Source organism: Streptomyces sp. NPDC007164 (assembly GCF_040634135.1).
Lineage (GTDB): Bacteria > Actinomycetota > Actinomycetes > Streptomycetales > Streptomycetaceae > Streptomyces > Streptomyces sanglieri.
This window is the reverse complement of record NZ_JBEYFB010000032.1, coordinates 16,555-36,187: the sequence shown is the minus strand read 5'-3', so window position 1 is coordinate 36,187 and position 19,633 is coordinate 16,555. Positions and strand designations below refer to the sequence as shown.

The window sequence follows — 19,633 nt, the reverse complement described above, 5'->3', positions numbered from 1 at the left end:
CCAGCTCCTTCGATACACGACCTCTAAGGTCTGGCGCGGTTCAGTTCGCACCTCCCCTCCGTGCAGGACCGACGCAGCCGCCCGGCCGAGACGGTCTCCACGAGGCCGATCACCCAGCACATCGGGCAGCCGCGCAGCGCGACCAGGCCGACCGGGGCGAGCAGAAGGCTCGCCGGCCCGACGACCGGTAACAGGGCCAGGGACCCGGCGAGCGCGCCGAATCCGACGGCGCCGCGGGCCAGATGACGCGGAACGGTGTCGCCGGCGAAGCCACCGCGCGCCGGTGCGCCGCGTGCGCCAGCGGTGCCGGGTCCGGAATCAGGCATGGAGCCGGGCACGGAACCGGGAATGGAGCTGGCCATGGAACCAGGTCCGGGACCGGGCGTAGCGGTGCGTTTCGTCGTGGTCGGGTCAGGTGTCGTCGTGGGCTCACCTCGTCCCGGTCGGATCGTCCCGCAGCGCCTCGCGCACCGCCGAACGGGCCCGGTGCAGGCGGGACTTCATCGCGGCGGTGCTCAGCCCGAGCCGGTCGGCGACGGTGCGGCCGGGCAGGCCCTGGACGTCCCGCATGACCAGTACCTGCCGCTGGTCCTCGGGCAGGGCGGCGACGGCAGCCGCGACGCGTTCGGCCTCCAGGCGCAGCAGGACGTCCTCCTCGGCGGACCGTGCGGTGCCGCCTGACGCGCCGAACACGTCGAACGCGTCGAACCGGCCCGATGCTCCGAGCCCGCCGGGTTCGTCGGCCGGTCCGCGACGGAGCAGGGCGCGGGTGCGCCGCAGGCATTCGTTACGGACGATCCGGAACATCCACGATGCCAGCGCCCCGGAGGCGCGCAGCATGCCGATCTTGCGGTAGAGGATGATCAGCGCTTCCTGGGCGGCATCCTCGGCGTCCTGGGGTGTGGCGCACAGCGTGTGCGCGAACCGGTGAACGTGCGGGTAGGAGCCGTACACCAACGCGGTGAGCGCCTCGACGTCGCCGCGTTGCGCCGCGCCGACCAGGGTCGCGCCGGGCCAGATGTGGTCAGCCACGCTGACGCCTCCGGCGGCGCAGCAGCGTGACAGTACACGCGCACAGCAGCAGCGCGGCGGCCGCGGCGACGATGACGACGGCGGTCATGGGTTCCTCCCGGTGGGGTGCAGGGCGGACGCGGTCGTCCGCACGCATATGAGAGGCGCGGCGGGCGCGAAAGGATTCACCCCTGTCCGCGCTCCGGTGGTTCGGGGCACCTCGGCACGTACGGTCCGCAGACCGTCGCGGCCGAGCCCGGTGGCGTCGGACGATGTGGTGATGGGGGATGGGGCGGGCCGGTGACGGGCGGCCTCGTCCTCCGTGACTCGTAGCCCTTCCCGATCTCGTCCTGCGGCACAACCTCATGGTCGGCCGAGCAGATCGCTTCCCCGGTGCTCAGGGTTTGTCGACCCACACCTGGACGGCACTCAGCGCTCCTCGGACCGCCACAGCCAGCGAAGGGCATCGGGGAGCAGGACGCCACCGTGGTTGGGGCTGTGGCCGCCGTCGCCCAGGACCAGCCGAAAGTCGTAGCCGGCTTCCGCGAGCGCGGTCGCGACACGCAGATTGCCGGCCAGCCAATTCCTCTCGCGCTCGTTCCAGTGCAGGTCGCGATGGCCCGCCTGCAGGAGAATTCGTAGCGGCTTGCGGGGAACGCGGGGAATGAGTTCGGGGTACGGGTTGCCGGCCGGCATCTGCGTGAAGCTGGACAGGAAGGCGATGACCCGGCTGAACCTGTCGGGGCGCAACCATGCCGCGGTGAAGGCGCAGTTGCCGCCGCTGCTGCCACCGCAGACGGCCCACTGACCGGGGTCCTCGGTGATCGAGTAGCGCTTCGTGACCTCGGGGATGATCTCGCTGAGGAGGAAACCGACGTACCGGTCGTCGTATGCGTCGTACTCGACATTGCGGTTCTTCGGATTCTCGGCGCCGGGGATGATGCCGGGGTCGACGAACACCCCGATGGTGACCGGGATGTCTCCATGCTGGACGAGGTTGTCCAGGACGATCGCGCCGCGGACTTCCCCATCGGGATCGAGGTACCACCATCCGTCCTGGAACACCACGAGCGACGCCGGCTCGGAAGGGGTATAACGCGCGGGCACGTGGATCCAGAATTTCCGGGACGTCCTGGGATAGACCACGCTGTCGTTCCAGTCGAACTCGATCGTCTCACCGGCGCGCACTCCGGGTTGTGCAACAGAGTCGGGGCCATGGACGTAACGAACGTCCGACTGATGAATCGGGAGCGGCTGGTAGGGCACCTCGATCGTCACACGGGCCAACCTAGGAGAGACCGGGACCTGGCTCAAGGGGGTTAGGAGCCGGTGCGAGGTGGCGGTCGCAGCGAAGCGTCGAGGCCGGTCGGAGCCGATATGCCCGGCGAGCTCGTCGGCCTGCTCTCGGAGGGCGTCGTACGACGCGGCACCGATCCCGTCGTGGACCCGAGCCACGACCACCGGACCCAAGGGCCAGGGGCAATGTCAGTGCCGGATGACATCATCCGGGCATGAGCGGCGATTCTTTCGACTGGCACGAGTTCCTGGGACGTTGGCAGGAGGAGTGGGTTCCGCGCGAGGACGAGTACGAGGGCGAGAGCGAGGACGGCGGGCAGGCCGTCGCCGCTCTGGGGAGGCCCGGGGCGGACGAGGCAGCGATCGCTGCGGCCGAGGAGCGGCTGGGGCGGCGGCTGCCGCCCTCGTACCGGGAGTTCCTGTCCGTGAGCGACGGGTGGCACGTGGACCAGATGGCCGGGGTCTATCAGCTCGGCGGCGCCGCGGACATCGACTGGTTCCAGGATCCGTACGACATGACCCCGATGTACGAGGAGAACCTGGGCGACAACCCGCGCGAGGAGGACGTCCTGCTGGCCGGCATGTGGCAGCGGGCGCTACGGCTGGAGACGGACTCCGACATGTCGTACGCCCTGCTCGACCCGGGCGACAGCGACCAGGACGGCGAATGGGCGCTCTACGTCTACAAGGGCTGGGGCGGTGAACTGCCGGACCGGTATCCGTCGTTCCGCGCGTACATGGAGGCCATGTACCGGGGATTCCACTCCGTCCGGGTGGAGAGACCCGACTTCGAGAACGCGACCACGCGCGCCCAGGACGCCCACGTGGAAGAAGCCCATCTGCTGGCCCTGCGCGGACGTTACGAGGAGGCCCTGCCCCTGCTGGAGGAAGCGCTGTCCTTCGGACGGCCACGGAGCGCCGCCCTGCTGACCCAGATCCGGCATCTGCTGGCTCCGCACAGCTCCCAGGGTTACGGCCATCTGGTGTCCGACCCGTGCTACCTGCCCGAGATTCTGCCCGTGGAGGCCATGACGCCGGCCCGTGGCGAATGGCGGCTGGGCGGGGACGACCACTGGCTCGGGATGATGGCCGCCCGCGGGGCCACCCGGGAGACCGCCGAAGCTGTACTGAGCACGATGCGGGACGGTACTTACTGCTACGCGCCTCCCGGCGCATGGGGCCGGGCCGTCACCGAGGCCCGGGAGTCGGCCCGCTGGGGGGCGACCGACGCCGCATGGCGGGTGCTCCGGGACGCGCTCCCGTCGTGGGAAGCGCCCGGGCCCTTGCTGATCGCCCCGATCGGCCTGCTCGCCGATCCGGTCCTGGGTCCGCTGATCACGCCGGAGCGTGGGCGGGAGATCCTCGCGACCCCGCGGGCCGGGGAGACGGGCCCCGCTCCCGAGCCGGTGCCCGATCTCGACCCGCCGGGGCTCGCCTGGCTGACGGAGCCCGCGGCGAACCGGTGGCCGCTCGACGGATACCGCTGTGTCTGGGCCGAGGGAATCGACCCCTCCCGACTGCCCGACCTGATCGGCGAGGAAGGCGCCGGACTGAGCGCGCCCACGGATCCGGGCAAGGCGTCCTGGCGGGCACCCAGGCCCCATGAGCGGGAGGGGGTGGAACTCTGGGAGGACCGGGCCGTGGTCGCCGTCGGCCGCACCGCGGATGCGTGGGCCTTCGCCTTCGCAGGCCACTCCGGCCACCTGAACAATCTGTTCCTGTCGCCCGCTCCGGCCGCCTCCTCGTCCGGCCGCGCGGTGGTGGTGTGGCGCGACCCGAGGCGCACGTCCTCGGGCGACCATCCGACCGCGTTCCACCTGTCGGTGGCCGAACGGGGCGAGGAGATCTACGCGTTCACCGTGCGGGGCACGGAGATCCAGCGCTCCGGCGCGATACCCGGGTCCCTGGACCCCGAACGGCTGTTCCGCCCGGAAGACACCGAGCTGGACCGCGAACTGCGTGTGCTGGAGGCCCTGCATGCAGAGCTCGGACTCGCGCTCCCGCGCTTCGCGCTGACCCAGGGCAGGCTCCACACCCTCACCACCACCTCCTGGACCCGGGCGCCACGCTCGGGCGAGGGGTTCGCCTATGCCTACATCGGCTTCGGGGGCGGTGACCGGTCGCGGGCGCCCGCCCCCATGCGTTATAGTTGATCTTGAGAGTTCGCCGCAACACACGGCGAACGACCTCGCGTTGGTCGTCCAAGGAAAGACGCCCCGCTTCCTGCGGGGAAATGCAGGTGCAAGGCCTGCCCAGCGCTCGTTCACGAGGCCCTTCCCCCGCCGGGGAAGGGCCTCGGGCCGTTTCTCACACGCCCTGTGGCCTTCGGGCCGACGCCGATTCTCAGGTGGAGGCGGCTTCGAGGAGGGTTTCGGCGGCGGCGGCGGTGCGGGCGTAGAGGACGGAACGGCCGACGCGGTGGGCGCTGACCAGACCCGCGTCGCGCAGCGCGGTCAGGCACTGGGACACCCCGGCTACGGAGAGCCCGGTACGACGGGCCAGCACGGTGGTGGAGGCCGGGGTCTCCAGTTCGGTCAGCACCAGCCCCGCGCCTGCCGTCCTGCCGTCCTGCGGGACAGCGGTTGCTTGCGGCGGGCCAGCAGCAACGCGTTGTCGCCTCAGGTCACCGTGGTGTGCAGGTCGTTGAAGAGATGGCCGACGCCCTACCCGGACGCACCCGGCACCCGGCACCCGGTCCTGACCGCCCGCTGAGCGACACCGGCTGGAGCCTCCGTCCAGCATCCGGGCCCCATGGGACGGCTGGGGGAGCGGTTACGGGGCCGCCGGCGGTGCGCTCGGCTTTCTTCCCGGCTTGCGGCGCCGGGTGGCCGCTGCGCGGATCTCGTCGGTGGCCGCACGGTAGGCGGGCGCGGCGTGGGCGAAGTAGTCGAAGAGGAGTTCGCGCTGCTCGGGTGTGTAGCGGTTGAGGACCTCGGCGATGCGCCGGCGGGCGGGACCGACCACATCGTCGATGTCGGGAAGGCTGTCGGCCGATGCCTGGACCACGACACGGCGGCGGTCGGCCGGGTCGGCGGTGCGGTGTACGTATCCGGCCCGCTCCAGCCGGTCGATCAGGCGGGTGGTGGCACCCGTCGTGAGACCGGTGCGGGTCGCCAGTTCCCCCGAGGTCATGCCGCCCGCGAGCGTGATCTCGCTCAGCGCGTACCACTCGCCGGCCTGTAGCCCCGCGGCCTCGGCGCCGGCCAAGGCGTGCAGCCCCACAGCGTCGAGGTACTGACGGAAGGTCACATGCGGGTCGGCAGGTGCCGGGATTGCCATCGGGTGCATCTCCCTCTACATTTATATCTGCACGCATGCAGATGTTGCTTTAAAGCTGATTCTGCTTCATTCTAATCACCTGGGAGCGGCATGACTACCACCGAGGAGACGGCCGCGGTCAGGGCGGTGATCGCCTCGCTGATCGACGCGTGGCAACGCCATGACGCGCAGGCTTACGGCGCCCGTTCACCGTCGATGCCGCGTACATCACCTTCGTCGGCACCTACTACCAAGGGCGCGCCGGCATCGTGGAGAGCCACCGCACGCTGTTCGAGAAGCACCTGAAGGGGACCCGGCTCGCCGACGAGGTCCTGGACATCCGCTTCTACGGGCCGGACACGGCCGTGGTCACAGGCCGCGGCGACACCTACAAGGGCAGCCGGCCGCAGAAGCTCACCAAGATCCAGTCCTACACGCTGGTGCGCGAGGCTGACGGGGAATGGCGCATCGCCGCCTTCCACAACACCAAGCGCAAACCGCTGCTGGAGGCGATCTCGTTCAGGACCGCCCCGGGCCTGGTCCCGGCCGCCGCCCGGAAGTAACCCCCGTCGCTCACCACCACGAAGCGGCCGCCGGCCGCGGAAAGCCCGAGTGATCACCCATGACGACCCGTCAATTACCTGCCGCCCCGATCGCGAGCGACCCGGCCCCCGAGAAGGGCCCCCGTCCACGCCGGCGCCGCGTCAAGCGCGTGCTTGGATACTCCGCCCTGGCTCTGGCCGGGGTCGCCTGCGGCGGCTATCTCTGGCTCGACGCCACGTCCGACGTGCACAGCACCGGCCAGGCCGAATGCACCCGCGTCACCCCCGTGGCCACGGCCGCACAGACGAAGGGGCAGGCCGAGAAGGACCACGCGGCGGTCTGCGGGGTGCTGGACTCCATGGCCGATGCCTGGGACCGCAACGATGCCGACGCCTACGGCAAGAAGTTCACCGAGAACGCCACCTACACCACCTTCGTCGGCACCCACTACACGGGCCGCAAGGACATCACCGACGCCCACCGGGCCCTGTTCGACGGGTTCCTCGACGGCAGCAGGCTGGCCGACTCCTTTCTCGACGTCCGGTTCCTCTCCCCGGACACCGCCGTGGTCACCAGCCGCGGCGACACCTACACCGGCGACGAGCCGGACGAACTGTCCAAGATCCAGACCTACACCCTGGTCCGCGAACCGGACGGCGAATGGCGCATCGCCGCGTTCCACAACACCCAGCGCCAGTCGGTGATGGAGCGTGTCTCGTTCATCTTCTCCCCCGACACCAGGCCCGAGGCCGAGAAGTGACCGAGTCCCCGCGGCGCCGAGCCCTGGTCACCGGTGTCAGTGAGGGCATTGGGCGGCCCTTCGCCCGAAGGCTCGCCGCACGGGTACGCGGTGATCGCCGTAGCCCGCAACGAGGAGGCACCGGAGGCGCCGCCGTTTTCAGTCCGGAGGTCCTGCCAGGGCCTTGAACGCCGGGCGCAGTAGAGCGGCGATGCGGTCGGCCGGGACTTCGCGAAGAGCGGCAAGGCCGAGGAACTGGTGGCCGATGGTGATGCCCAGCAAGGCGGTGACGAACAGTGCGGCGCGCAGCTCGGGGTCCTCGGTCGCGGTCAGGGCGGTGCTGACGCTGTCGATCTGCCGGTCGAGGGCGGCGCGGACGTGATCGGCTGCTGCCGGGTCGGTGAGCATGGAGCGAATCATCGCCAGCGTGCCCTCGGGAAGGCCGCCGAGCTTGAGCCCGAGCGTGGCCAGCAGCTGATCGACGAGCGCGTCGGTGTCAGTGGTTTCCGGCAGCGCGGGAAACGCCTGCATGGCTTGGTCGAAAAGCTCGCGCTTCGAGCCGAAGTACTGCATGACCAGAGCCGGGTCGACGGTCGACGCAGTCGCCACGGCGCGGATGGTGGTGCGATCGAATCCCTTCTCGGCGAACAGCTCCCGGGCGCTGTCGAGGATGCGTGCCTCAGTCGCTCGGCGGCGGTCGGCGCGGGACTGGCGAGGAGTGGACACCGATTTACTTTACAGCCGTTGACCGAACTTCCTGCCGACTCTACGGTGAGCGGGTCAACAAGCGTTGAGTGAATGGAGTCCCTGTGTCGCATGTGGATACACCTGCTGTTCGCGCCCCTCGCGAGGTGCTGAACCGCTACTACCGGGCCATGCTCGACAAGTCCGCGGACGATCTCGCCGATCTCTATGCCATGGACGCGGTGCACGAGTTCCCGTTCACTTCTACCGGGTTCCCTCCGTGCTACGAGGGACGCGAGGCGGTGCGCGCGGGATACCGGGCGGCCTGGGGTGCAAGCCCCGTCCAGGTTCAGGAGGTCAGGAAGATCGCGGCCTACGAGACCGCCGATCCGGAAGTGATCATCGCCGAGCACGTTGTGGTGGGAACGCTGCCGACCGGACCCACTGACTTCACCGTCCCCGGCCTTTTGATTCTCCACGTCCACAACGGACTGATCACGCGGGCCCGCGACTACATGGACAGCTTGGGAGTCCCCAGCGCCAGGGGATGAGAGTGGGGTGTTCCGCAACTGCTGGCTCCGTGCTCGGAGGTCGTCGCCGGTCAGGCCCGGTCGGAGGTCGATGCGGAGGGGCGAGGCGGTGTTGAGAGAATCCGGACATGGGATCTTGGGGGACTCTGGCGAGTGCCCGGCAGCTGGAAGTCGAGCAGTCGGCCGCGTATCGCGCCGAGCTCAAGGACGTGATCCTGAAATTCCTGGGCGTCGCGTCCCGGGTGCAGAAGGCGGCGCTTGCCCGCTCGGGTGGCGACGGCGGCCAGGACGGCGGCGGCGTCCAGGAGGGCCGGCTCGACGAACTCGCGGAAGAGCTGTGGCTCGCGCAGGCCGAGATCGACCTGGCGGCCAGGACGGAGTCGCTGCGTGGTGCCACCTACCGCTATGCGTTCCGGCTTGCCGAAGCGGCCCGGGGCGACGATGCCGATGCGGCCACGCTGCGCGGGGTGCAGGCCGAGTTCATGGACGCTGCCTATGACGATCTGTGGCCGGGCCGGCAGCGGGTGACCGCCCCCGGTGACTTGGGCAGGAATACGTGAACGATCCAGATATGCCTGGTGTGTTCACGGCGTCGGAGTCGTCCTGATCCGGTGCAGAGACAGAGACAGAGACAGGGACAGGGACAGGGACAGGGACAGGGGCAAGGGTGGCTGTGAGGGGCGTGCGGCTCACGGGCTGTTCGAGCATCGGCCGATGGATGGTCACGGTGGCTAGTTCGGCGGCCGCACCCACGGTGCGAGGCGCTGACCAGGGGCAACGTCGTCCCGCCAATACCTCAGAACGGTCCCGCGCACGATCTTGAGCTTTTCCGCAGCGACGAGACAGGAGACAGGCTCCCGACCACCGGCGTCCGCTTCGAAGGCGACGACGACCGGCAGTTCTTCGCCGAGCTGACGAGCGACTCTCGCACGCTCCTCGCTCGTAGGGTCCCGGAAGACCGGATCTTGAAACGTCGCCGGACAACTGACGAAGCCCGGATCGTCGAAGACCAGCTCCAAGCCGTGGTGATAGGCGAGATCCCAACCGGCCGCCAGACTGAGCCGGCCGGGATCCCAGGCGATGACGTCCCAGTCCCACCAGCTCCCCTCAGGAAGCCGGATGCCACCGTTTCGGTGCTCCCTGTCCACCCCCAGCCCCTCACTCCGTTCGAATGGATCGACAGGCTACAGAAGGAGTCGCCGTCGCACTTTTGGACTCGACTCGTTACGTGCCGACGGAGCCCGCGCACACTCGTAGGTCATTTACCGGACAGCCCTTGGTCTGAGCAGCGCAGAGTGATGGGCGTCATAAACGGTGGATCACTGTCCGACTACGGTTGTTCCGCATGACCCACACCGAGATTGAGATCACCGCGGAGTTGGTCCGGGACCTGTTGCGCGACCAGCACCCCGACCTGGCCGATCAGCCCTTGAAGCTCGGCGCGCGTGGCTGGGACAACCAGCTGTGGCGACTCGGCGACGACCTCGCCGTCCGGTTGCCCTGGGCGACACAGTCCGCGGACGAACTGCTGCGCAAGGAACACGCCTGGCTGCCCGCCCTTGCCCCGCACCTTCCGCTGCCGGTCCCCGTCCCGCAGCGCCTCGGCGAGCCCTCCGAGCGGTTCCCGCGGCCCTGGATCGTCACCACCTGGGTGCCGGGCGAGCCGGCCGACCGCGCCCCTGCCACGCGCCCTGAGGTGGCTGCCGACACCTTGGCCGCCTTCCTGACGGCTCTTCACCGCCCGGCCCCCGACGGGGCGCCTGCCGGCCGTGGCCGCGGTGGGCCGCTGGCCGACCACGCCGACGGGTTCGCCGGCGGGCTCGCCTCGGCCACCGAGCTGGGGCTGATCCCCGACCCGGACGCCGTCCGCGCGGTCTGGGAGGACGCCGCCGCCGCGCCCGACTGGGCCGGTCCGGCACTGTGGCTCCACGGTGACCTGCACCCGGCCAACGTTCTCACCGCGGACGGCACCTTCTGCGGCGTGATCGACTTCGGCGACCTCTGCGCGGGCGATCCGGCCTGCGACCTCGCCGCCCCTTGGGTGCTGCTGCCGGACGGTACCGCCGACCGCTTCTACGAGGCCTACCGGCCGACCCCGGACGCCGCGACCTTGCGCCGCGCCCGCGGCTGGGCGGTGCTGCGTGCCCTCTCCTGCATCCTCATCGGAGACGCCGGCGTCCACGGCCGCCCCGGAGGCAAGCCGACCTGGGGCCCGCCCGCCCACGCCACGCTGCGACGCCTCATCGCAACGGCCGGCCGCTGAATTACGCCCTCGACCCGGCAGCGGGAGCCCGCTGCCGGGTGCGGCACTGGACAAGTGAGCCGGCCGGTCGAACGTTCCGGGACCATGGCAGCATGACCGCCTCTCTCGTTGAGCCGCAACCCGAGGTCCAGATCGTGCAGGTGGACATCCTCGGGACCGATCTGCTCGCCATCGTGGTGCGATGTCTGGCGACAACGCGGCTGGGCGCTCACTTCCACTGCGTGAACCGAGATGGCCGGGCCGTCGACCTGACCCTGGCGGAGATCCAACGCTACGCCGGGGTAACGGTCACCGAAGTGGACCCGCCCTGCGCCGCTCGCCTCGTGCTCACGGGCACGGGCGCGAGTGAACTTCACCTCCAGCCCCGGGACGTCCTCCAGGGCATCAACCCGATCGCCTGATCAAGCGGCCGGGTGGCTGCCCCCGGGCTTGGTTGGCGCGGGTTCGGGAAGCCGTGCCACCAGTTGGAGTCAAGGCCCGCCGGTTACAGGTTGTCGCAGCGGGCGGCGGCTGCGAACAGGGGAGGGGCACAGCAGCGGGAGCAAGGAGGAGAAGAGAGGTCGGCCCGATGGGCAGCGCCGGCCAGGGCGAGGGCTGATCCGCACGTCCGGGCCGTGCCCACGAAGTCCCGTCCGGCTCGCGGCGGCCGGCACTTCCCCGGGGGAGACCTCATCTCATGCGGCGCCGTCGGAGCCGCCCTCGTACACCCGGTCAATCGGCCCTGCGGCACGTGCGAAGTGGCCGCAGGACCGACCCAGAAGCACCGTCCTGTCAGGGCGCCCACGCCCGACCGTACGAGCAGCAGCAGTTCACCGCTCGGTGAGCTGCTGCATACGTGCTCGCCCCGGCCCCGCTCACTGAGCCTCCGCTACGAATCGGCCGGGGTGCGGAACCCGCGGAACGTCACCGGCCTGCGGGTCTCGAAGCCCAGGCGTTCGTAGAGCGCGATGGCGGCGGTGTTGCTGTCGGCCACGTGCAGGAAGGGACGCTCGTACCGGGCCACGATCCGCGCGGCGAGTGCGCCGACCAGACGGGCGGCGTAGCCTCGCCCGCGGGCTTCGGGGGCGGTGCAGACCGCGCTGATCTCGGTCCATCCCAAGGGCCGCAGCCGTTCCCCAGCCATCGCCACCAGCGTGCCGTGGTCGCGGATGCCGAGGTAGGTGCCGAGTTCGGGGGTGCGCGCCCAGAACGGTCCCGGTCGGGTTCGCCCGGCCAGATCGAGCATCTCGGGCACATCGCCCGGGCCCAGTTCGACCACGTCAGTTCTGGCCTCGGCCGGGGAAGCGGCGGGAGAGCCGGCGCCAGGCCGGATCATCTGACGCCCTTCGAGGACGAAAACAGGTTCCCAGTGCGACGGGGGGATCGACGGGCAGTCGAACATGTCCGCGAACCCACCTGGCCCCAGCAGTTGGGTGAGGTCGGCCCACTCTGCCGGCCCCGGTTCGGCGGGCACCGCGGAGAAGGTCGCGACTTCCGGCAGGTAGGTGACGGCCCGGCCGCATCCGCGGGCGAGGTGCGCGTGGTGGCCCCGGAGCGACGCGCCGACCGGGTCGTCCAGTACGACAGCGTTGCTGCCCTCCATGGTGCAGTGCCTTCCGTGTTGAGCGTGAGGCGGTGCGCTGCCGTGCGATGCGGCGGCGCCTGGGCACCGCGGCCGGTGCGAGGAGCCTCACTGATCAGCTGTCCGAGATCGGACTCTAGTAGGGCCGAGCCGTGCACCTGGAACAGGGGCCGTTCGCCCAGGTGAACGCCTTGGCGACCGCTGTGCCGTGCTCCCTGCGACAGGACACCGAACCGGCACTTCGGCCCTTGCGGCGCGGCGTTTCACAGGCGGTACATGAAAGCGGTGGCTACCCGGGTCGTTGCATCCGCTACCGGGTGCGGTACGAAGTCCGGTGTGAACGATCAGACTCAGCCCGCGACTGTTCGCGTGTTCATCGCGCTCGCCCCGCCCGACCACGCGAAAGAAGAACTCGCCCGGGAACTGCGCCCCGCCTATGGCACGTACCCTCGCATGCGATGGAACCGCATCGAGGACTGGCACATCACCCTGGCGTTCCTCGGGGAGCTCCCGGTCGAGACAGTTCCGCTCCTGCGCCCGCCGCTCGCCGACCTCGCGGCGATCCACCGGCCAATCCGTCTGGCACTGCGCGGCAGCGGGAACTTCGACGACCGGGTGCTGTGGAGCGGAATCGACGGAGACCTCGATGGGCTGCACATGCTCGCGGCCGATGTGCGTGCCGCCGTCAAGAACTGCGGTGTCACCTTCGAGGATCGCCCCCTGCGCCCCCATCTGACGTTGGCCCGTGCCCGCCGAGGGGATCGGTCCTCGGCAGGAGAAATCGCCGAGGGGCTCGCCGGATTCGCCGGGTGTCAGTGGCCGGCCGAACGTCTGCACCTGGTCGGCAGCAACGTCGGCCGCAGCCGGGGACCGATCCACTACCGCGACATCGAGGCCTGGCCCCTCGGCAACGGGAACCCCACCGGATCCCGAACGGACCGACAGCGGCCCGGAGAGGTGTGACCACCTCGACGTCTCTCGCGGAGTCCGTACCGGGCATCCATGCGCACTCTTTACGTCGTCACCCACCCGGAGGCGACGCACCACGTCGACGGAGTCGTCGGTGGATGGCACGATTCGCAGCTGACGCCCACCGGCGTCCGTGCGGCCGTCTCCATAGCCCGGGCGCTTCGGTCCCAGGTCCCGGACGGAGCGGAGGCGGAGCTGTTCTCCTCGGATCTGCAGCGCACCCTGCGGACGGCCGAGGAAGTGTCCGAACTGTTCGGTGTGAAGCCGAACTTGGACCGCAGGCTGCGGGAGAAGCCTACGGGCAGGCGGGGGGGAAGGCCCCAGGAGTGGCTGGACCGGCGCTTCGTCCCACCGCCTGCTGCCGGGGAGCGGATGGAACACGACGAGGGCGTGGAGGGCGCGGAGACCAAGGCGGCGTACGCGCAGCGCATCTACGCGGCCATGGACGAGATTCTGCAGCACCCTTGCGAGCACCAGATCATCGTGACGCACGGCGGCTCCCTGACGTTCGTCGTCACGTCCTGGATCAGGATGCCGGTCGAGTCGGCCGGCTATGCCAGTTTCCGGGCGCCTTCGCGCAGCATCACCACGCTGCGCGAAGACGACTACTTCCACAGCCGTCAGGTGGTCAACCTTGGTGACACCCGCCATCTCGACGCCGTCCACGCCGACTGACCTCGACCTGGCCCGTTTCGACGGCCTGCTGCCCCTCGTGGGCGGCGGGCCGTTCCATGCCTGGGTGCCGTTGGCCGGTCCGCCCTGTCCGTGATGTGTGTGCTGGTGGCGGCATCTCAGGGTGCTCGAAGAGGCCCCTTCTCAAGCCCCGTTATGCTCGGCGCATGAGAGGGCCTTACCCGGTTGAACCGCCGGAGACGTTCGTCACGGGGCGCGACGATCGCTGGTTCGGGCGGTTCCGGTTGCGTTTCCCGCAGGTGTCGCCGTGGCCCGACCGGCATTGGACGTTCGCTCGGGTGCGCCCCGGGTGGCGGTCCTTGGTCGAGGAGATGCTCTCGGTGGTCGCCACCGAGGTGCCTGGTCAGGTTTGGCCCGTCTATCTGCTCAACCAGGGGGTCGACGGGAAAGGATGGGAGTTCGATCTGGGCCCGCCGGAGGCAAACTACCTCTACTGGGAGCAGTTGTCGGACGTCTGCTACATCGACATGCGCAATCTCTACCGGCTCGTCGACCTGCTGGCTCCAGCCGTTGAGGACGCACATTTCTTCGTCTACTCGATGGGCGACGGCCTCGACCAGTGGGTCGACGAGGTACGTATCCGTGACGGGCGCAGCAGCGTTGCCAGGTGGACCGTCGAGGGCGAGGCCTGGACTGATTTCCCTGCGCTGTGCGCCGAGCTCGCCGTCAGTCGCGCTGGGGACGAGGCCTTCGAACGCTTCCTCACCTTCCTGAGCGATCGGTGAGCCCAGCCGCGAATCCGATCACGCGGCAGTGCTCTCCAGGCATTCGACGAGGACGCCGTTCTCGAACCCCGGTGCCGGCGCGGACGAGCGCGACGAGGTGGGCTCCGGACCGGGCCTGGCCTCTGCCGCCTTCACTGCTGCCTCCACTGCCTGCTCCACTGCTGCCTCCACGCGTCCGATCCAGGTGGCAGCCAGGGCTCCATGAGCTCGATGAACGTTTCCGCGCCGCAACGATCCCGTGGCCCGGCCGACGGCACTCCGGCTCCGCGGCTCCATCATCTGGATACGCAGCCCCGACCCGGGCCGCGGTGGCGGCGCCCGATGGGCGGATCGGACACCGCCACCGTTCACCTTCAGGCCGGTGAGGTGACCGCCCGGCCGAGATTCCGGGCGAAGAACCGGACCGCGCTGTCCGCCTCGAACCTGGGGAAGCCGAAGTGCTTGCCCGCGTTGGCGTGCAACGACTTCTCCTTCGAGGCGAAGGCGTCGAACAACGCGAGGCCGGCCTCGCGCGGGATGCGCTCGTTGTCCCACTGCATGTCGAACTCGATCGGGACGGTGATCTGCTTCGCCTTCTCGACCATGCCGTTCGACGACGACTCGGCGGAGAACTGCGGAGAGTGCACAGGTGTTGCCTTTCGGGAGTGCCTTGTTGTCGAGGCGCTCCCGGCGACGTCTACGTCAATCGCCGGCCGTGACAGGAAGGGGGAGCACCCACATCGATACAGCGTTCATGGGTCTCACCTCCTCGGGCGGTGTCGCGGTCAACTGCAAGCTACCAGCCCGATCAGCATCCTTCCAGCGCCCTTCCCCACCACTGATCACCACTCCGGACAGGCCCTGGGCGATGCCTGCGGTGCGGCCGGACTCACACACCCTGCCCCGTCCGCCCATCCACGAGACCTCTAACATCATGTGGCGTTTCGTCGTCGGACGCTGATGCCTGCCTGGCTGGCCGTGTCCGCCGCCCAACGCCCACGACGTCCGCCGCACAGCGACGGAGTCGGGTATCGAGCAACCGAGGAGAGGAACGTTCATGCGCGCTCGGAGCATCGGAGCGGCCGCCGCAACAGCACTGGCGCTGGTGGCTGCCCGGGACCTCGTCCAGAAGAAGCACGCACTGCTCAGAAACTTCCCCGTGATCGGCCACGCCCGGTACCTGCTGGAGACGATCGGGCCGGAACTGCGCCAGTACGTCGTGACGTCCAACGAGGAAGAGCGCCCGTTCAGCCGTGACCAGCGCACCTGGATCTACGCGTCGGCGAAGGAAGAGAACAACTACTTCGGGTTCGGAACCGACGTGGACGTCGAGCACGTGCAAGGGCACGCGTACGTGAAGCAGCGGACGTTCGCCGGCACGCTGCCCGATCTGCACGACCCGCAGGCCCCGCTGCCCTCGGCCAAGGTGCTGGGCGGACCGCGCGGGCGCGCCAAGGCGTTCCGGCCGGCGAGCGTCGTGAACATCTCGGCGATGAGCTTCGGATCACTGTCCGGCGCGGCCGTCACGGCGCTCAACAAGGGCGCGGCGCTGGCCGGCGCGATGCAGAACACGGGCGAGGGCGGCCTCTCGCCGTACCACCGCAACGGCGGTGACCTCGTCCTCCAGATCGGGACGTCGTACTTCGGCTGCCGCAACGAGGACGGCACCTTCAGCCTCGACAAGCTCAAGGAAGTGGTCGCAGGCGCCCCGGTCAAGGCGATAGAGATCAAGCTTTCCCAGGGCGCCAAGCCGGGGCTCGGCGGGATGCTGCCGGGTGCGAAGGTGACCCCCGAGATCGCCGAGATCCGCGGCATCCCGGCCGGCCAGGACTGCGCCTCCCCGTCCCGGCACACCGCGTTCCACGACGTCGACTCGATGCTCGACTTCGTGGAGCTGATCGCCACCGAGACCGGTCTGCCGGTCGGGATCAAGAGCGCCGTGGGGGAGATGAGCTTCTGGGAAGAGCTGGCCATGCTGATGGCGCGTGGTGACCGCGGGGTCGACTTCGTGACCATCGACGGAGGCGAGGGCGGCACCGGGGCGGCTCCGCTGATCTTCACCGACTCGGTGTCGCTGCCGTTCCGGATGGGCTTCTCCCGCGTCTACAGCACGTTCGCCGAGCAGGGGCTGACCGACGACCTCACCTTCATAGGATCCGGCAAGCTGGGCCTGCCCGAGAACGCCGCCGTCGCCTTCGCTCTTGGCGTCGACATGATCAACGTCGCCCGCGAGGCCATGCTGTCCATCGGCTGCATCCAGGCGCAGAAATGCCACACCGACAAGTGCCCCACCGGCATCGCCACTCAGAACCCGTGGCTGGTGCGAGGCGTCGACGCACCCTCGAAGGCCACCCGGGCAGCTGTCTACCTGCGTACTCTGCGCAAGGAGCTGCTGAAGGTCTCGGGAGCGGTCGGCGTCGCCCACCCGGCACTCATCACCACCACCGACATCGAGATCATGAACGGCGACTACGACGCCCGCACCCTGGCGAGTGTCTACGGCTACAAGGACGGCTGGGGCGAACTCGGCCCGGAACTCGCCCAGGAGATCACCGCGCTGCTCACCACCGAACCGACCCCTCTCCAGAAGCCTGCCGGCTGACGCGTGACGTGTGACATGTGGCGCGTGACGCGTGACATGTGGCGTGTGACATGTGGCGCGTTGTCGGTGTCTGATCCGCGAAGCCGGGCGGTACGGCGGCACGCGGGGTGGTCGGCCGGGCCGGACACCCCTCACACACCCGTGCACGGCGGGTCCCACGTTCCGCCCGGGCCGCTCCTCGCATGCTCAGCCCAGGACGTTTGTGACCTCGGCAGGGTCTGTGCCGGGAAGGGGACGGTGCCCTTCGGCCCAGTGGTTGGACCACCCGCAGAGCCCGCACGCGTACCGTCCGTCGAGTCCGTGGACTTCCGCGTCACAGCCGCTGCACCGGGTGGTCGTGATCTCCGGGGTTGCCGCGACGACGCGGGAGGACCAGCCGCACTGGTTGGAACAGATCCAGGACCCGTCGGGGCCCTGGCCGGCGGCCGCGCCGCAGTTTCCACACGTCATGGAGGAGCCTCCTTCGAGGGCGGCTCCGCCGCGAGTGCGGCGGGGCCGTGCCCATTTTGGCAGGAGCGCGAGGTACGGGGGTAGGCCGTACCGGGGCGCGAAGAAGTGTTTCGGCGCGTCGTTCACATCCGATAGTCGCGCGGACGCACCAAACTCTCGGTCACCCCACGTTCCTTCCACCCCCACGCTCCTTGCGTTTTTACGCTCCCTGCACTCCCACGTACCCTGTTTCCCGTGGTCTCCCGCTTGCATCGTGTCGCCGTCCTTGTGCTTGAGGGTGCGAAGCCGCTCGATGTCGGCATTCCTGCACAGGTGTTCACGACCCGTGCGAGCATGCCGTACGAGGTGCGGGTATGCGGTGCGGCACCCGGTCTCGTGACGGGCGGCGACGGCCTGTCGTACCACGTCGCCCACGGCCTCGACGCGCTCGCCTGGGCCGACATCGTCTTCGTCCCCGGCTACCGGTTCCCGGACCGCGACGACCCCCCGCGCTCCGTGCTCGACGCGCTGACCTGCGCCCATGCCCGGGGCGCACGGCTCGCCGCGATCTCGACGGGCGCCTTCGCGCTCGCCGCCACGGGCCTGCTCGACGGCAAGCGCGCCACGACACACTGGCATTACACGCGGGCGCTGGCGGCGAAGCACCCGCTCGTTCAGGTCGACGAGAACGTTCTGTTCGTCGACGAGGGCAGCGTGCTGACATCGGCCGGTGCCGCCTCGGGCATCGACCTGTGCCTGCACATTCTGCGCGGTGACCTCGGGGTGGCCGCGTCCAACCACGCGGCCCGGCGTCTGGTCGCGGCCCCCTATCGCAGTGGCGGTCAGGCGCAGTACGTGCCGCGCAGCGTGCCCGAGTCGTTGGGGGAGCGGTTCGCCGCCACCCGCGAATGGGCGCTGCATCGGCTCGGCGAGTCCCTCACCCTCGAAGCGCTCGCCCGGCACGCGGCGGTCTCGCCGCGTACGTTCTCACGGCGCTTCGTCGAGGACACGGGGTACACGCCGATGCAGTGGGTCATGCGCGCCCGCGTCGACCTGGCCCGCGAACTGCTCGAACGTTCGGAGCGGAGCGTCGAGCAGATCGCCGCCGACGTCGGTCTGGGCACCGGTGCGAATCTGCGGCTGCACTTCCAGCGCATCCTCGGCACCACGCCGAGCGAGTACCGGCGCACGTTCGCGCAGGGCGAGTAGCCCGCGCCACGTGGTCGGCCCGCGTCACGTGGCGCGATCCTTTTGAACCGTGGCGATCACGCCGCTGTCACGGGCGGATGCGGCACGCGACGCTGGTGGCGAACCGAAGGGACACCACTCATGACTCGCATCGCCGTCAACGGATTCGGCCGCATCGGACGCAATGTGCTGCGCGCGCTGCTCGAACGCGACAGCACCCTCGAAGTCGTCGCCGTCAACGACCTCACGGAGCCCGCCACCCTCGCCCGGCTGCTCGCCTACGACACGACGGCCGGCCGGCTCGGCCGCCCGGTGACCGTCGACGGGAACGTCCTCGTCGTTGACGGCCGTCGCATCACGGTGCTCGCCGAGCGCGAACCGGCACAGCTTCCGTGGGCCGAGCTGGGCGTGGACATCGTGCTCGAAGCGACCGGCCGTTTCACGTCGGCCGAGGCCGCCCGTGGCCACCTGGACGCGGGCGCGAAGAAGGTGCTCGTCAGTGCGCCGTCGGACGGCGCCGATGTCACGCTGGCGTTCGGGGTCAACACGGATGCGTACGACCCGGACGCGCACACCATCGTCTCGAACGCCTCGTGCACGACCAATGCGCTGGCGCCGCTGGCCTCGGTGCTCGACGACCTCGCCGGCATCGAGCACGGCTTCATGACGACGGTGCACGCCTACACGCAGGAGCAGAACCTGCAGGACGGTCCGCACCGTGACGCCCGCCGCGCCCGCGCCGCCGCCGTCAACATCGTGCCGACCACGACGGGCGCAGCCAAGGCGATCGGCCTCGTGCTCCCGAACCTCGCCGGCAAGCTGTCCGGCGACTCGATCCGCGTGCCGGTTCCGGTGGGCTCGATCGTCGAACTCAATACGACCGTTGCCCGCGACGTGACGCGCGACGACGTGCTGGCGGCGTACCGAGCGGCGGCGGACGGGCCGCTGGCCGGCGTGCTCGAGTACTCGGACGACGCGCTCGTGTCGTCCGACATCACGGGCAATCCGGCCTCGTCGATCTTCGACTCGGCCCTCACCCGCGTCGATGGCCGCCACATCAAGGTGGTCGCCTGGTACGACAACGAGTGGGGCTTCTCGAACCGCGTGATCGACACCCTCGAACTCCTCGCCACCCGCTGACCGGACGCCGGGGCGGTCTCCAT

At 69.7% G+C, this 19,633-nt stretch carries 22 protein-coding genes and 2 pseudogenes; 13 read left to right on the top strand and 11 right to left on the bottom strand.

Annotation, left to right across the window (positions count from 1 at the left end; translation table 11 throughout):
* Positions 1-23 precede the first annotated feature (23 nt).
* From ABZ622_RS30260 to ABZ622_RS30250, 3 genes are all read right to left on the bottom strand, one after another.
* Positions 24-362, bottom strand: coding sequence for a hypothetical protein (locus ABZ622_RS30260; protein WP_360548545.1), 339 nt, complete (start codon positions 360-362; stop codon positions 24-26).
* A gap of 67 nt (positions 363-429) precedes the next feature.
* Positions 430-1,032, bottom strand: coding sequence for a sigma-70 family RNA polymerase sigma factor (locus ABZ622_RS30255; RefSeq protein ID WP_360548543.1), 603 nt, complete (start codon positions 1,030-1,032; stop codon positions 430-432).
* A 408-nt stretch (positions 1,033-1,440) separates the two neighbouring features.
* Entirely contained in the window at positions 1,441-2,289 is an 849-nt protein-coding gene (locus tag ABZ622_RS30250) for an alpha/beta hydrolase-fold protein (RefSeq protein ID WP_360548541.1), read from the bottom strand.
* A gap of 233 nt (positions 2,290-2,522) precedes the next feature.
* Between ABZ622_RS30250 and ABZ622_RS30245 the strand changes: the two genes are divergently transcribed.
* Entirely contained in the window at positions 2,523-4,460 is a 1,938-nt protein-coding gene (locus ABZ622_RS30245; RefSeq protein WP_360548539.1) for an SMI1/KNR4 family protein, read from the top strand.
* Positions 4,461-4,650: 190 nt separating this feature from the next.
* Here the strand turns inward: ABZ622_RS30245 and ABZ622_RS30240 are convergent.
* A pseudogene (locus tag ABZ622_RS30240) lies at positions 4,651-4,848 on the bottom strand (helix-turn-helix domain-containing protein); the annotation flags it as partial.
* Between the two features lie 231 nt (positions 4,849-5,079).
* Positions 5,080-5,586 (bottom strand): MarR family transcriptional regulator, encoded by a 507-nt coding sequence (locus ABZ622_RS30235; RefSeq protein ID WP_360548537.1) that lies wholly within the window; start codon positions 5,584-5,586, stop codon positions 5,080-5,082.
* A 206-nt stretch (positions 5,587-5,792) separates the two neighbouring features.
* Between ABZ622_RS30235 and ABZ622_RS30230 the strand changes: the two genes are divergently transcribed.
* Together ABZ622_RS30230 and ABZ622_RS30225 are read left to right on the top strand one after the other, a co-directional pair.
* Positions 5,793-6,128, top strand: coding sequence for an SgcJ/EcaC family oxidoreductase (locus tag ABZ622_RS30230; protein ID WP_360548658.1), 336 nt, complete (start codon positions 5,793-5,795; stop codon positions 6,126-6,128).
* A gap of 149 nt (positions 6,129-6,277) precedes the next feature.
* Positions 6,278-6,868 (top strand): SgcJ/EcaC family oxidoreductase, encoded by a 591-nt coding sequence (locus tag ABZ622_RS30225; protein ID WP_360548535.1) that lies wholly within the window; start codon positions 6,278-6,280, stop codon positions 6,866-6,868.
* Between the two features lie 138 nt (positions 6,869-7,006).
* On the opposite strand, the gene ABZ622_RS30220 is transcribed toward ABZ622_RS30225, so the two are convergent.
* Positions 7,007-7,573, bottom strand: coding sequence for a TetR family transcriptional regulator (locus ABZ622_RS30220; protein WP_360548533.1), 567 nt, complete (start codon positions 7,571-7,573; stop codon positions 7,007-7,009).
* A 68-nt stretch (positions 7,574-7,641) separates the two neighbouring features.
* On the opposite strand from ABZ622_RS30220, the gene ABZ622_RS30215 reads away from it, so the two are divergent.
* Both ABZ622_RS30215 and ABZ622_RS30210 read left to right on the top strand, forming a co-directional pair.
* Positions 7,642-8,082, top strand: a complete 441-nt coding sequence (locus tag ABZ622_RS30215; RefSeq protein WP_360548531.1) for a nuclear transport factor 2 family protein — start codon at positions 7,642-7,644, stop codon at positions 8,080-8,082.
* A gap of 107 nt (positions 8,083-8,189) precedes the next feature.
* Positions 8,190-8,621, top strand: coding sequence for a hypothetical protein (locus tag ABZ622_RS30210; RefSeq protein WP_360548529.1), 432 nt, complete (start codon positions 8,190-8,192; stop codon positions 8,619-8,621).
* Between the two features lie 171 nt (positions 8,622-8,792).
* Here the strand turns inward: ABZ622_RS30210 and ABZ622_RS30205 are convergent, their stop codons facing one another.
* Complete coding sequence (locus ABZ622_RS30205; RefSeq protein ID WP_360548527.1) at positions 8,793-9,209, bottom strand: hypothetical protein; 417 nt, start codon at positions 9,207-9,209, stop codon at positions 8,793-8,795.
* A gap of 197 nt (positions 9,210-9,406) precedes the next feature.
* Between ABZ622_RS30205 and ABZ622_RS30200 the strand changes: the two genes are divergently transcribed.
* Both ABZ622_RS30200 and ABZ622_RS30195 read left to right on the top strand, forming a co-directional pair.
* Entirely contained in the window at positions 9,407-10,324 is a 918-nt protein-coding gene (locus ABZ622_RS30200; RefSeq protein ID WP_360548525.1) for an aminoglycoside phosphotransferase family protein, read from the top strand.
* A gap of 92 nt (positions 10,325-10,416) precedes the next feature.
* Positions 10,417-10,725, top strand: coding sequence for a hypothetical protein (locus ABZ622_RS30195; RefSeq protein ID WP_360548523.1), 309 nt, complete (start codon positions 10,417-10,419; stop codon positions 10,723-10,725).
* Positions 10,726-11,192: 467 nt separating this feature from the next.
* Here ABZ622_RS30195 and ABZ622_RS30190 read toward each other — a convergent pair whose 3' ends face one another.
* Positions 11,193-11,906, bottom strand: a complete 714-nt coding sequence (locus ABZ622_RS30190) for a GNAT family N-acetyltransferase (protein ID WP_360548521.1) — start codon at positions 11,904-11,906, stop codon at positions 11,193-11,195.
* 315 nt (positions 11,907-12,221) lie between these two features.
* On the opposite strand from ABZ622_RS30190, the gene thpR reads away from it, so the two are divergent.
* The 3 genes from thpR (at position 12,222) to ABZ622_RS30175 (ending at position 14,272) form a co-directional block, all read left to right on the top strand.
* Positions 12,222-12,848, top strand: coding sequence for an RNA 2',3'-cyclic phosphodiesterase (thpR, locus tag ABZ622_RS30185; protein ID WP_360548519.1), 627 nt, complete (start codon positions 12,222-12,224; stop codon positions 12,846-12,848).
* 39 nt (positions 12,849-12,887) lie between these two features.
* Entirely contained in the window at positions 12,888-13,529 is a 642-nt protein-coding gene (locus ABZ622_RS30180) for a histidine phosphatase family protein (RefSeq protein WP_360548517.1), read from the top strand.
* Positions 13,530-13,693: 164 nt separating this feature from the next.
* Positions 13,694-14,272, top strand: coding sequence for a hypothetical protein (locus tag ABZ622_RS30175; RefSeq protein ID WP_360548515.1), 579 nt, complete (start codon positions 13,694-13,696; stop codon positions 14,270-14,272).
* A gap of 18 nt (positions 14,273-14,290) precedes the next feature.
* On the opposite strand, the gene ABZ622_RS30170 is transcribed toward ABZ622_RS30175, so the two are convergent.
* Positions 14,291-14,431, bottom strand: coding sequence for a hypothetical protein (locus ABZ622_RS30170; RefSeq protein ID WP_360548514.1), 141 nt, complete (start codon positions 14,429-14,431; stop codon positions 14,291-14,293).
* A gap of 194 nt (positions 14,432-14,625) precedes the next feature.
* A pseudogene (locus ABZ622_RS30165) lies at positions 14,626-14,856 on the bottom strand (alpha/beta hydrolase); the annotation flags it as partial.
* Between the two features lie 452 nt (positions 14,857-15,308).
* On the opposite strand from ABZ622_RS30165, the gene ABZ622_RS30160 reads away from it, so the two are divergent.
* Positions 15,309-16,853 carry an FMN-binding glutamate synthase family protein gene (locus ABZ622_RS30160; RefSeq protein WP_360548513.1) on the top strand — a complete coding sequence of 515 codons (1,545 nt, stop codon included), beginning with the start codon at positions 15,309-15,311 and terminating at the stop codon, positions 16,851-16,853.
* 186 nt (positions 16,854-17,039) lie between these two features.
* Here the strand turns inward: ABZ622_RS30160 and ABZ622_RS30155 are convergent, their stop codons facing one another.
* Positions 17,040-17,303: a hypothetical protein gene (locus ABZ622_RS30155; protein ID WP_266920929.1), complete on the bottom strand. Its 264-nt coding sequence runs from the start codon at positions 17,301-17,303 to the stop codon at positions 17,040-17,042.
* Between the two features lie 234 nt (positions 17,304-17,537).
* On the opposite strand from ABZ622_RS30155, the gene ABZ622_RS30150 reads away from it, so the two are divergent.
* Positions 17,538-18,491 (top strand): helix-turn-helix domain-containing protein, encoded by a 954-nt coding sequence (locus tag ABZ622_RS30150; RefSeq protein WP_360548511.1) that lies wholly within the window; start codon positions 17,538-17,540, stop codon positions 18,489-18,491.
* A 120-nt stretch (positions 18,492-18,611) separates the two neighbouring features.
* Positions 18,612-19,610, top strand: coding sequence for a type I glyceraldehyde-3-phosphate dehydrogenase (gene gap, locus ABZ622_RS30145; RefSeq protein ID WP_360548509.1), 999 nt, complete (start codon positions 18,612-18,614; stop codon positions 19,608-19,610).
* Positions 19,611-19,633 lie beyond the last annotated feature (23 nt).

Bases quoted from the DNA above. Each gene is read 5' to 3' on its own strand.
- ABZ622_RS30260 (WP_360548545.1), bottom strand. From the start codon at position 362: ATGGCCAGCTCCATTCCCGGTTCCGTGCCCGGCTCCATGCCTGATTCC.
- ABZ622_RS30245 (WP_360548539.1), top strand. From the start codon at position 2,523: ATGAGCGGCGATTCTTTCGACTGGCACGAGTTCCTGGGACGTTGGCAG.
- ABZ622_RS30235 (WP_360548537.1), bottom strand. From the start codon at position 5,586: ATGGCAATCCCGGCACCTGCCGACCCGCATGTGACCTTCCGTCAGTAC.
- ABZ622_RS30210 (WP_360548529.1), top strand. From the start codon at position 8,190: ATGGGATCTTGGGGGACTCTGGCGAGTGCCCGGCAGCTGGAAGTCGAG.
- ABZ622_RS30200 (WP_360548525.1), top strand. From the start codon at position 9,407: ATGACCCACACCGAGATTGAGATCACCGCGGAGTTGGTCCGGGACCTG.
- ABZ622_RS30195 (WP_360548523.1), top strand. From the start codon at position 10,417: ATGACCGCCTCTCTCGTTGAGCCGCAACCCGAGGTCCAGATCGTGCAG.
- ABZ622_RS30190 (WP_360548521.1), bottom strand. From the start codon at position 11,906: ATGGAGGGCAGCAACGCTGTCGTACTGGACGACCCGGTCGGCGCGTCG.
- ABZ622_RS30180 (WP_360548517.1), top strand. From the start codon at position 12,888: ATGCGCACTCTTTACGTCGTCACCCACCCGGAGGCGACGCACCACGTC.
- ABZ622_RS30175 (WP_360548515.1), top strand. From the start codon at position 13,694: ATGAGAGGGCCTTACCCGGTTGAACCGCCGGAGACGTTCGTCACGGGG.
- ABZ622_RS30160 (WP_360548513.1), top strand. From the start codon at position 15,309: ATGCGCGCTCGGAGCATCGGAGCGGCCGCCGCAACAGCACTGGCGCTG.
- ABZ622_RS30155 (WP_266920929.1), bottom strand. From the start codon at position 17,303: ATGACGTGTGGAAACTGCGGCGCGGCCGCCGGCCAGGGCCCCGACGGG.
- gap (WP_360548509.1), top strand. From the start codon at position 18,612: ATGACTCGCATCGCCGTCAACGGATTCGGCCGCATCGGACGCAATGTG.